Genomic DNA, 10,756 nt, shown 5'->3' on the forward strand with positions numbered 1-10,756 from the left:
GATAAAAACAGGGCGAGGAGGAACCTCGCCTCAGAGATTACAGCGTTGGGGCGGGATGCGCTTTTATCCAGTGGTCGGCAATCTGCTGGCGGGTACAAATCCAGACGCGCTCGTGTTGCTGGATATAGTCGAGGAATCGTTGCAGCGCGCGGAAACGGCCGGGACGGCCCAGCAGGCGACAGTGCATGCCGATGGACAACATTTTCGGGGCTTCATCGCCTTCAGCATAAAGCACGTCAAAGCTGTCTTTCAGGTAGGTATAAAACTGCTCGGCGGTATTAAAACCCTGTGGTGTGGCAAAACGCATATCATTGGTTTCAAGCGTATAGGGAATAATCAAATGCGGTTTTACCGTGCCGTCCTGACAGGTGACCTGAGTCCAGAATGGCAGATCGTCACCATAGTAGTCGCTGTCGTAGGTCAGCCCTCCCTGTTCAACCACCAGCCGCCGCGTGTTAGGGCTATCACGACCGGTGTACCAGCCGGTAGGCGTTTTACCAAACAGGTCTGTCAGCGTATCAAGCGCCTGCTGCATATGCTGCCGTTCCGTTTTTGCATCCATTCCCTGATAGTGGATCCAGCGCCAGCCGTGGCTGACTACATCATAATCCGCCGCTTTAATCGCCCCGACGATCTCCGGGTGCCGTGCCAGCGCCATGGCGACGCCAAAAATGGTTAGCGGCAAATCCCGCTTCTGAAATTCGTTGTGGATACGCCAGAAGCCGGCACGTGAGCCGTATTCATACAGCGAGTCCATCGACATATGCCGCTCAGGATAGCTGGCGGCACCAATAATATCGGAAAGAAACTGCTCGGAGCCTGCATCACCATGCAGCACGTTATTCTCTGCACCCTCTTCGTAATTGAGGACGAACTGCACGGCAATCTTCGCCTTACCCGGCCAGGCCGCATGGGGAGGCTGGCCCGCGTAACCGCGCAGATCGCGCGGATAGTTCTTGTTGAAGCTGTACTCTTTTTTTTCCGCAGTATTAGTCATCGTCTCAGTCCTTAACGTCGCAAAACAAGGGGGACCCGGCTTTTAGTTTAGGCGCTCAAACTGGCCAGACAGATTTTTTCGCAACGGATAGTCCAGATCGCCATGCTTGCTGGTACCAAGACCCAGTGCCACCAGCGACTCAACCATTTTTACCGCCGCAGTAACGCCGTCAATGACTGGCACCCCAAGCTCTTGCGTGAGCGCCCGGGCCAGGTCAGCCATACCGCCGCAGCCCAGTACGATGGCACCACTGCCATCCTCACGTTTGGCCTGTATACAACGCTGACGCACTTTTTCCTGTGCCAGACCGCTGCCGTCTTCCAGTGCCAGCACGGGCAGGTCGATAGCGTGCAGCGCCGCACAGTGATGTTCAAAGCCATACTGCTGCAAAAGATGACGGGCAATAATTAATGTTCGTGGCAGCGTGGTGACGATGGAAAAGCGTGTCGCCACCAGCGTGGCCATATGCATGGCTGCTTCAGCAATGCCCACCACCGGTCCCTGCGCCAGCTCGCGTGCCGCCAGCAGCCCGGGGTCGCCGAAGCAGGCAATGACGTGCCCGCACACGCCCTGTTCACGTCCGGCTTTAATCTGCTCCAGCACGCCAATCGCGGCAACCGCTTCATCGAAATGGCCTTCAATGGAGGGGACGCCCTGGCTCGGGCAAACCGCCAGAATCTCGGTATTCGCCCCGGCCACCGCCCTTGCCGCCGCACCGATCGTCTCAGTCATCGCCAGGCTGGTGTTGGGGTTGATCACCTGGATGATCTGTTTGCTACTCATCATCACGCTCCTTTCGAGGCAAACAGCCGGGAGAAGTCCGGCAATGTTTCACCACTGCGTTCAAAGCGCAGACTGGCGACAATATGATCAAAATGTTGCCGTAGTGAGTCAGTCAGCCCGGTCAGCGCATTTTCCCGTAGCAGACGCACCAGCCGATCGTGATCGTCACAGCGGCAACCCTGCTGCCACGGAGCGCCGTAGGCGGCGACCACCAGCGAAGAACGCTGGGTCAGGCGCGTCACCATGTCGGTCAGCACCTGGTTGCCAGATATCGCCTGAAGCTGAATGTGGAATGCCGCAGAAAGACGGATTGCTGCGGCCCCATCGTGCTGTTCATGAGCCTGCTGCTCCTGGCGATTAAGCTTTTCCAGCGCGGCCAGGTGGGGAGCCTGACAGTGCTTCAGCACGTCAGGCAGGTTGGCGCATTCAATCAGGCTGCGGGTGCGAAAAATATCCTGCGCTTCCTCTACCGATGGCGTGGCAACCTGTGCACCACGCTTGGGCGTCAGGGTGATCATTTGCACTGCGGCGAGGCGCTGTAACACCTTGCGAATCCCGGTGCGGCTGACGCCGAACACCTCAGAAAGGGCCTCTTCCGGTAATTTGCTGCCCGGTGGTAATTGATGTTCGACAATGGCGGTCATCAGTGCCTGGTAGATAGGCTCATCCTTGTCGCCCAGGTCGGAGGCCGTTTTCAGCCCGATTTCACTCTTCATTCCCTACTCCGGTCATCCTCATTTCCGTCAACAATCGTACACAGGAATACTGATTTTTGTATACATGAAATTCTATTCTGGCCTGGATCCTGCAATACCTCTCTTAACCCGGTTTATTGATTGCTGTATTCACAGGAGCAGGTTTCATGCCAAACACTCAAATTTCTTCTAAGGCAGCGGCGACCGACGCCTCTGCACACTACAGCCCGCGGCTGTGCAACGAGGATCTGGCCCCGACACGTGACCAGAACTGGAGCTGGTACAATATTTTTTCTTTCTGGATGTCGGATGTACACAGTATGGGCGGCTATGTGGTGGCGGCGAGCTTCTTTACGCTGGGCCTCGCCAGCTGGCAGGTTCTGCTCTGTCTGCTGGTAGGTATCTGCATCGTGCAGGTCTGTGCCAATCTGGTGGCGAAACCGAGCCAGATGGCCGGCGTCCCTTATGCGGTGATCTGCCGCCAGGCGTTTGGCGTCTTTGGGGCCAATATTCCGGCGGTGATACGTGGGCTGATTGCGTTTGCCTGGTATGGTATTCAGACCTATCTGGCGGCCAATGCGCTGATGCTGGTCTCGCTGAAGTTCTGGCCCGCTCTATCGTCCCTGACGCACGCCTCCTGGCTGGGTCTGTCACAGCTGGGCTGGATATGCTTTGGCATTATGTGGCTACTACAGGCAATGGTCTTCTGGCACGGCATGAACGCGATTAAGCGTTTTATAGATATTGCCGGCCCGGCAGTCTACGTGGTGATGGTGGCGCTGGCTGGCTGGATTGTATACAAAACCGGTTTTGACGGTATTTCCTTCACTCTGGCGAGTAAAGCACTCTCCGGTGGTGAGCAGGCGTGGCAGATGCTGACAGCAACCGCGCTGGTTGTCTCCTACTTCTCCGGCCCGCTGCTGAACTTTGGCGACTTCTCCCGTTACGGTAAGAGCATGGGTGAGATCCGTCGCGGAAACCGTTGGGGCCTGCCATTTAACTTTTTGCTGTTTTCACTGGTCACTGTGGTGATCGTCTCCGGCACTCAGTCCCTGTTTGGCCGCATGATCACTGACCCGATTGAGACCGTGAGTATGGTGGGCAACGACCTGGCGGTGGCGATTGGCCTGCTGACCATGATCACCGCCACCATCGGCATCAATATCGTGGCGAACTTCGTTTCCCCGGCGTTCGATTTTTCTAACTGCTCCCCGCAGAAAATCAGCTTCCGTACCGGTGGAATGATCGCAGCGGTCGGTTCGGTACTGCTGACCCCGTGGAACCTGTTCCAGTCTCCCGAGCTGATCCACTATACCCTGGACGTGCTGGGCGCCTTTATCGGGCCACTGTTCGGCATCCTGCTGGCGGATTTCTATCTGATCAAACGCAGCCAGATCTCCGTCGATGATCTGTTTGACGCCACCCCAAAGGGCAAATACTGGTATCGCGGCGGCTTCAACCCAAAAGCGATTGTGGCGCTGCTGCCGTCGGTGGCGATTGGCCTGGTGATCAGTTTTATCCCCTCGCTGCATGCGGTGGCAAACTTTAGCTGGTTTATTGGCGTGGCGCTGGGTGCGGGCAGCTATCGCTGGATCGCCCGTGGCGATGTGGAGAATGTCGCGACACAAGGCTATACCGCGAAAGTCGCGATGCAGAAAGAGTCCTGACAGAGAAAACGAAAAAGGCCGATTCTTTCGAATCGGCCTTTCTCTGAATGTTTGGCGGAACGGACGGGGCTCGAACCCGCGACCCCCTGCGTGACAGGCAGGTATTCTAACCAACTGAACTACCGCTCCACCGATGTTCCCCGTCGGGAACGAGGCGAATATTACGGGCCCGCCCGAATTTCGTCAACGCTTTTTATGGGGAAACATCTCAACTGCTCTCTTTTTCACCGCAACGCGGTTTTCATCCGCATTTTAATCACTTATCACTCGCTGGCTTCAGCCGGACGCCATAAACAACTGCCGCCTTTTTTCTGCACCAGGTCCAGACGCGACTCGTGGGCGGCCAGCTCCTGTTCAGTGGCGCGCACCACCCGCAGGCCGGATGCCGGACGCGCGATACGGTGAATGGTCTCCCCCCCTTCCTGCTCTTCACGATCGCCTTCCATGGAGAAGGTCAGTGAGGTCTGCCCGCCGGTCATGGTCAGGAAGACTTCCGCCAGGATTTCGGAGTCAAGCAGTGCGCCGTGCAGCGTACGTTTACTGTTGTCTATTTCATAGCGTGAACAGAGCGCATCCAGGCTGTTACGCTTGCCGGGAAACAGCTTACGCGCCATGGCCAGGCTGTCGGTGATCTGACAGAAGGTTTCTGTTTTCGGAATGCCGCGCTGGAGTTTGGCAAACTCGTAGTCCATAAAGCCGATATCGAACGAGGCGTTGTGGATCACCAGTTCCGCGCCATCGATATAAGCGAGGAAATCATCCGCGACCTGCGCGAAGGTGGGCTTATCCAGCAGGAATTCATCCGCAATACCGTGAACACCGAACGCTTCTGGATCCACCAGCCGATCGGGTTTCAGATAAACATGAAAGTTATTGCCGGTCAGGCGGCGGTTGATGACCTCAACGGCACCAATTTCAATAATCCGGTGGCCTTCATAATGGACACCGATCATATTCATACCGGTGGTTTCGGTATCAAGAACGATCTGACGTGTTGTATTTACTGTGCTCATAGGACCCGTTTATGGCAGACTTGGCGTTTTTACTTCAGGGAGTCTACCAGAGATGCTTAAGCAGGTAGAAATTTTCACCGACGGATCGTGCCTTGGCAACCCTGGTCCCGGGGGATACGGTGCCATTATGCGCTATGGCAAACACGAGAAAATTTTCAGCGCTGGCTTTCATCTGACCACCAATAATCGCATGGAGATGATGGCGGCCATCGTGGCTCTGGAAGCCCTGACGCAGCCCTGCGCGGTAGTGCTCAGTACCGACAGTCAGTATGTACGCCAGGGGATCACAACCTGGATCCATAACTGGAAAAAGCGCGGCTGGAAAACCGCCGATAAAAAGCCGGTCAAGAATGTCGACCTGTGGAAGCGACTGGACGAGGCCCTCAGCCATCATCAGATTGTCTGGAAGTGGGTTAAGGGCCATGCAGGTCATACTGAAAATGAGCGCTGTGATGAACTCGCGCGTTCAGCGGCAGGTAACCCGACTGCCGATGATGTCGGGTATCAGGCCGGGGCGTAATCGCGGGCTGACCCGGAAAAAAGGTCAGCCACTGCCTGTGTTTGTTTCGTACTTACCCTTTCCGCTCTTCTCTAAACTGGCTGGTCGCCCCTACCGCCTGCAGCTGTCGCTGACTGGCGCTTTTCTTCGCGGGGTTACGCGTCAGAGGGAACGTTCGCTTACGTGCAACGATCAGATTAAGGCAGCCGAGGGCAGGTAAATGCGTGCTAATCATCTTGCCACCCTGACGGTTCCACGGCAGTACCTGAAAACGGGTGCGCTGCATGACTTCATAATTGAGCAGACTCAGCCAGTCCAGCAGGCGCATCTGGGTAAACATCCTGCTGTTCCAGGGAACACGACGATGCACCCCGGGGATCAGTTTCCCTATCCCGAGAACGCTGAACAGGTTAAACCCACTGATAATCATCCAGCCATCATCGATCAGGACCCGATCGACCTCGCGCAGGATGCGGTGCGGGTCACTGCTCCACGCCAGCGTGTGTGCCAGCAGGCAGGCATCCACCGATTTTGACTCGAACGGCAGACTGAGGGGATCGGCCCTGACCTGTAACAACTCGCCGCCCAGCCCGACGTTCACCTGATGGGAAATAGCGCAGCACTCCGTATCAATCTCCGCACTCAGACTGCCAATTTTCAGCAGATGGAAGCCATAAAGTTTACTGAGGCAGGGGCGCAGCTGGTGAGACAGTGCGTCACGATAATATTCACCGCAGGGGATCTGCGACCAGGACTCGGGTATCTGGCGGAATTGGCGTGTTTTAGCAGGCTTCATGCTTTACCATCTTCTTTCCCTTCGAGCATCCAGGAGTGACAAAAATGAATCTTACCAGTATTCCCGCCCTGCAGGATAACTACATCTGGACCTTAAATGATGATGCCGGTCGCTGCCTGATTGTTGACCCTGGCGAAGCGGGCCCGGTACTGCGTGTGATGGAGAAAAATCAGTGGCAGCCGGTTGCCATTTTGCTCACCCATCACCATCAGGATCATGTGGGAGGCGTAGCCGAACTGGTGTCCCGCTTCCCGCATCTGGAGGTTTATGGCCCGGAAGAAACCCGCACAAAAGGTGCGAAGCATATCGTTGGTGATGGCGATACCCTGTCCATTTTGGGTCAAGATTTTACGATTTTCGCCACCCCCGGCCACACTTTAGGACATATCTCATATTTCAGCTTCCCTTACCTTTTCTGCGGAGATACGCTTTTTTCTGGCGGCTGCGGAAGGCTTTTCGAAGGTACTGCAAAGCAAATGTTTGATTCTTTTCAGAAGCTTAACCAGCTACCAGCAGAAACTCTGGTTTGTTGCGCGCATGAATATACGTTATCTAATTTAACCTTTGCACAGGCAATTTACCCACAAGATGCAGAAATAGCCCGCTACTATCGAGAAATTAAGGAGTTACGCGCCAAAAATGGCATTACTTTGCCTACAAAACTGGCTCAGGAGCGTAAAATAAATATTTTCCTGATGACAAAAGATGTTGAATTACAAAGAAAAATTGGAATAGAAACAACTCCGCAACATGAATGGCAGGTATTTGCCGCTCTACGCGAGAAGAAAGACGCTTTTTGATTTTATAGGTTGTGTTGTCGGGGTCGAGCACGTATTATTGCTCGTCTTTTAAGCGAACTATTGACACACACATGAAGGCTAAAGCGATATTACTCGCCTCAGTCTTGCTGGTCGGATGCCAGGCGTCAAGGCACGATGCTAACATCCCCGAACAGCATGCACAGAGTTTGTCTTCGGCAGGTCAAGGTGAAAATGGACAGTACTCAGATGAGATGTTGTCGCCGCGCTGGCAGGACGATGGAACGACGCTTGCGGACGACAAAGATCTGTGGAATTTCATTAGCGACGAGCTGAAGATGAAGGTTCCGGATAATTACCGGATACGCGAACAAAAACAGAAGTACCTGAGTAACAAGAGCTATCTCCACGATGTAACATTACGGGCAGAGCCGTATATGTACTGGATTGTCGAGCAGATTAAGCAACGTAAAATGCCGATGGAACTGGTACTGCTACCCATAGTGGAGAGCGCTTTTAATCCCCACGCTACATCATCTGCAAATGCCGCTGGCATCTGGCAGATTGTGCCGCAGACGGGACGTAATTATGGTCTGAAACAGACCCAGTGGTATGACGGACGACGCGACGTTGTGGCATCGACCAAAGTTGCTCTGGATATGTTACAGCGCCTTAACGGCATGTTTGACGGTGACTGGTTACTGACCATTGCCGCGTATAACAGCGGTGAAGGGCGTGTAATGAAAGCGATAAAAGCCAATAAGGCTAAAGGTCGACCTACGGATTTCTGGTCACTTGCGCTGCCACGAGAAACGACGGTTTATGTCCCTAAAATGCTGGCTCTGGGGCAAATCCTCAAAAACAGCAAGCGTTATGGCGTACGTTTGCCGGCACCTAACGAAGCACGCGCTCTGGCGCGAGTGGAAGTAAGCCAGCAAATTGAGCTGACACAGGCCGCTGAAATGGCGGGTATGTCACTGAGTAAGATGAAGAGCTTTAACTCCGGCTATACGCGTGGAAAGACAGCCCCTAATGGTCCTCATTACATTATGGTGCCGAAATCCAACGTAGCAAAACTGCGTAACTCACTGGCAAGCGGTGATATCGCAGCGGTACAGCCTACTTCACTTGCGAAGAACAGTGTTTCTCCTGCCTCTTATAAGGTGCGCAGTGGCGATACGCTGTCAGGCATAGCAAAACGTCTTGGTGTACCGGTAAAAGATCTGCAGCGTGCAAATAATTTGCGTGGTGCCAATATCAAACCGGGACAGACGTTAAGTCTGGGCAGCAATGGTACGCGGCTGGCAGATAACGGCGACAGCATCACCTATAAGGTACGTAAGGGTGATTCTCTGGCCAGTATCGCAAAACGTCACGGCGTTAACATCAAAGATGTTGTGCGCTGGAATAGCGTCGCCAGTAACACCAGAAACATCAAGCCAGGCGATAAGCTAACGCTGTTTGTTTCTGATAATGCGACGCCAGACAGTTAGCAGTCATACCCCGCCGAATGAATGGCACAATAAAAAGCCCGTCTCTGACGGGCTTTTTTTATGGCCGTATGGCTTCAATAAACAGGGTATCAGTGCAGAAGCTGCCGTCGGGCTGTAACGCAAAATAGCGCTGCACCTCATCTGATGCCGACCGCTGATAGGCACGTATCGCCTGCACCATAACCTCGGGGGTACGCATCCGTGCCACCCAGCTGCTGAACTCTAGCGTAAGCTTATCCTGAGATACCTTGTCTATGACCAGACCACTTTCCGTCATCATCCTCATCCAGTCCCCCGGGCTGTAATCCTGGACATGGGAGGTGTCACGTAAGGCTTCAACGGTTTGCAGCCAGATATCCAGCACCGGGTGCCCCGGAGCAGCGACATCCATAAAAATGACCTTTCCTCCGGGCTTCAGAACCCGGCGGACCTCACGCAGCGCACTACCTACATCATGCCAGTGATGTGCCGAGTAGCGGCTAATCACAGCATCAAACGTGGCATCTTCAAACGGCAGATTTTCTGCCATCCCTTGCTGAGTGAGCAGATTATGACAGCCACGTTCCACTGCGGCGTCCCGGACAACGGCGAGCATTTTTGCTGACAGGTCGTATGCTACGACGTCTTTTACCTGCCGGGCAGCCGTAAAGCTGGCATGCCCGGCACCACACCCCAAATCCAGCACCCGGGCCCCCGCTGAACCCGCCAGGCAGCTGTCGAGCCGTTCGAGATCGCGGCCACTGGCATGCACGGTGCTGGTAAGATAGGCCCCCGCCTGCTCACCAAACTGTTTTTCAACGTTGTCGTGGTGCTTCGTTTCTATCATAAAGCTCTCTTTTTACGGCGAAATTAGGCCCCGGCGTCAAACTCTACCAGCAGCGGGTTGTGATCCGAGGCGCTGGTGACCAGCACAGAGGCCTCTGCCACCCCCATCCCGCGGTAAAAAACAAAATCCAGCGGACGGCCAAAAGCTTTACGCCGGTGATCGTCGGTGAATCGCACCTCACGCAGACCCATCTCGCGGGAAAAACGGTACAGGGCATTGATACGCTGGCGGCTCCAGGCGTTAAAATCACCGGCCATGATCACCGGCCCCTGATGGTGAATGATTTGCTCACCGATAGGCCCAAGCTGCTTGCTGTACACATCTATTCCCAGGCTGAAGTTCACCGCATGAATATTTACCACCATCAGCATCTGGTTCCCGGGCAGAGGATAGGCGGTTACTAACGCAGATTTAGCCAGTCGGAGCAGGGGCTCACGCTCACGCAGTGGGCAGCAGTAAACCGGATGCGCAGAAGCCAGCGTCATCACCCCTGAAGGGTGCTGAGGCAGAACGAACGCGGGTACCTGGTCGGCAGCAAGATAGTTTGAAGTCGCGAAACGCACCAGCTCAGGCGTAGTCTGTGCCTCCTGCAACAGGACAAGATGAGCATCTTTACCAAAGTTTTGCAGAACTGAGAGCCATTCCGCGCGCTGTTGTTTGAAGATATTCCACACCAGCACCTTTAAACGAGCTTCGGTGGTGAGGGGTGCTCCTGGCGGTAATGCCTGGCCGACATGAAGCATCGCCACGGGAGGAAAAATGCGCTCCGCTGGCTGACCTGCTACATATCTCATGGCATAAGTCTTTTTTTGCACGTTACCGCCTGCACTTTTGAAACCGGGTAGATTAACCATCTACCAGTTATAGGGACTTTACCACTGACTTTCAATCGGCGGGCGCTAATTCGGCGTGGATTGTACGTAAGGAAATGCAAATACAAAAAAGCCCTGACTCTTATGAGTCAGGGCTTCCTGTTTAAGTGGCGGAACGGACGGGGCTCGAACCCGCGACCCCCTGCGTGACAGGCAGGTATTCTAACCAACTGAACTACCGCTCCACCGATTCTGTACTGACTTCAGACTGCGTCTGACTTCAGGTATTTCGCCCTTACCTTGTCAGGGGTAAGGTCACGACCCGGTTACGGGTCTTAAATTGATGCCTGGCAGTTCCCTACTCTCGCATGGGGAGACCCCACACTACCATCGGCGCTACGGCGTTTCACTTCTGAG

11 protein-coding genes and 2 tRNA genes are annotated in these 10,756 nt (G+C 54.5%); 4 read left to right on the forward strand and 9 right to left on the reverse strand.

What is annotated here, in order from left to right; translation table 11 throughout:
- Positions 1-37 precede the first annotated feature (37 nt).
- From puuE to ACZ3HG_RS14980, 3 genes are read right to left on the reverse strand one after another with little or no spacing between them, the layout of a single operon-like run.
- Complete coding sequence (gene puuE / locus ACZ3HG_RS14970) at positions 38-997, reverse strand: allantoinase PuuE (RefSeq protein WP_191935081.1); 960 nt, start codon at positions 995-997, stop codon at positions 38-40.
- Positions 998-1,039: 42 nt separating this feature from the next.
- A complete protein-coding gene (hpxA, locus tag ACZ3HG_RS14975) occupies positions 1,040-1,780 on the reverse strand; it encodes an allantoin racemase (protein ID WP_191935182.1) in 741 nt (246 codons plus the stop codon).
- 2 nt (positions 1,781-1,782) lie between these two features.
- The gene (locus ACZ3HG_RS14980; RefSeq protein WP_191935080.1) at positions 1,783-2,496 is read right to left on the reverse strand and encodes a GntR family transcriptional regulator; all 714 of its coding nucleotides are present in this window, start codon (positions 2,494-2,496) and stop codon (positions 1,783-1,785) included.
- 146 nt (positions 2,497-2,642) lie between these two features.
- Here ACZ3HG_RS14980 and ACZ3HG_RS14985 point away from each other — a divergent pair, with 146 nt between their 5' ends.
- Entirely contained in the window at positions 2,643-4,142 is a 1,500-nt protein-coding gene (locus ACZ3HG_RS14985) for an NCS1 family nucleobase:cation symporter-1 (protein WP_191935079.1), read from the forward strand.
- A gap of 52 nt (positions 4,143-4,194) precedes the next feature.
- Here ACZ3HG_RS14985 and ACZ3HG_RS14990 read toward each other — a convergent pair.
- Together ACZ3HG_RS14990 and dnaQ are read right to left on the reverse strand one after the other, a co-directional pair.
- A tRNA-Asp gene (locus ACZ3HG_RS14990) sits at positions 4,195-4,271 on the reverse strand.
- 134 nt (positions 4,272-4,405) lie between these two features.
- The gene (dnaQ, locus tag ACZ3HG_RS14995) at positions 4,406-5,155 is read right to left on the reverse strand and encodes a DNA polymerase III subunit epsilon (RefSeq protein WP_191935078.1); all 750 of its coding nucleotides are present in this window, start codon (positions 5,153-5,155) and stop codon (positions 4,406-4,408) included.
- Here dnaQ and rnhA point away from each other — a divergent pair.
- On the forward strand, positions 5,148-5,675 hold the full coding sequence (gene rnhA, locus ACZ3HG_RS15000) for a ribonuclease HI (RefSeq protein WP_191935077.1): 528 nt from the start codon (positions 5,148-5,150) through the stop codon (positions 5,673-5,675). The two genes, dnaQ and rnhA, sit on opposite strands and share 8 nt — an antisense overlap.
- Before the next feature lie 52 nt (positions 5,676-5,727).
- On the opposite strand, the gene ACZ3HG_RS15005 is transcribed toward rnhA, so the two are convergent.
- The gene (locus ACZ3HG_RS15005) at positions 5,728-6,450 is read right to left on the reverse strand and encodes a class I SAM-dependent methyltransferase (protein WP_191935076.1); all 723 of its coding nucleotides are present in this window, start codon (positions 6,448-6,450) and stop codon (positions 5,728-5,730) included.
- 44 nt (positions 6,451-6,494) lie between these two features.
- Here ACZ3HG_RS15005 and gloB point away from each other — a divergent pair, with 44 nt between their 5' ends.
- Positions 6,495-7,250, forward strand: coding sequence for a hydroxyacylglutathione hydrolase (gloB, locus tag ACZ3HG_RS15010; protein ID WP_465333221.1), 756 nt, complete (start codon positions 6,495-6,497; stop codon positions 7,248-7,250).
- Between the two features lie 71 nt (positions 7,251-7,321).
- The gene (gene mltD, locus ACZ3HG_RS15015) at positions 7,322-8,701 is read left to right on the forward strand and encodes a murein transglycosylase D (RefSeq protein ID WP_191935074.1); all 1,380 of its coding nucleotides are present in this window, start codon (positions 7,322-7,324) and stop codon (positions 8,699-8,701) included.
- A gap of 58 nt (positions 8,702-8,759) precedes the next feature.
- Here mltD and ACZ3HG_RS15020 read toward each other — a convergent pair whose 3' ends face one another.
- The 3 genes from ACZ3HG_RS15020 to ACZ3HG_RS15030 form a co-directional block, all read right to left on the reverse strand.
- Complete coding sequence (locus tag ACZ3HG_RS15020) at positions 8,760-9,527, reverse strand: class I SAM-dependent methyltransferase (protein WP_191935073.1); 768 nt, start codon at positions 9,525-9,527, stop codon at positions 8,760-8,762.
- Positions 9,528-9,550: 23 nt separating this feature from the next.
- The gene (locus ACZ3HG_RS15025; protein ID WP_465333223.1) at positions 9,551-10,342 is read right to left on the reverse strand and encodes an endonuclease/exonuclease/phosphatase family protein; all 792 of its coding nucleotides are present in this window, start codon (positions 10,340-10,342) and stop codon (positions 9,551-9,553) included.
- 165 nt (positions 10,343-10,507) lie between these two features.
- Positions 10,508-10,584 (reverse strand) — tRNA-Asp (locus ACZ3HG_RS15030).
- Positions 10,585-10,756: the final 172 nt, after the last annotated feature.

It is taken from the genome of Erwinia sp. PME.40.26/001 (assembly GCF_055556675.1).

Coding starts and splice junctions, on each gene's coding strand:
- puuE (WP_191935081.1), bottom strand. CDS start 997: ATGACTAATACTGCGGAAAAAAAAGAGTACAGCTTCAACAAGAACTAT.
- hpxA (WP_191935182.1), bottom strand. CDS start 1,780: ATGAGTAGCAAACAGATCATCCAGGTGATCAACCCCAACACCAGCCTG.
- ACZ3HG_RS14980 (WP_191935080.1), bottom strand. CDS start 2,496: ATGAAGAGTGAAATCGGGCTGAAAACGGCCTCCGACCTGGGCGACAAG.
- ACZ3HG_RS14985 (WP_191935079.1), top strand. CDS start 2,643: ATGCCAAACACTCAAATTTCTTCTAAGGCAGCGGCGACCGACGCCTCT.
- dnaQ (WP_191935078.1), bottom strand. CDS start 5,155: ATGAGCACAGTAAATACAACACGTCAGATCGTTCTTGATACCGAAACC.
- ACZ3HG_RS15005 (WP_191935076.1), bottom strand. CDS start 6,450: ATGAAGCCTGCTAAAACACGCCAATTCCGCCAGATACCCGAGTCCTGG.
- gloB (WP_465333221.1), top strand. CDS start 6,495: ATGAATCTTACCAGTATTCCCGCCCTGCAGGATAACTACATCTGGACC.
- mltD (WP_191935074.1), top strand. CDS start 7,322: ATGAAGGCTAAAGCGATATTACTCGCCTCAGTCTTGCTGGTCGGATGC.
- ACZ3HG_RS15020 (WP_191935073.1), bottom strand. CDS start 9,527: ATGATAGAAACGAAGCACCACGACAACGTTGAAAAACAGTTTGGTGAG.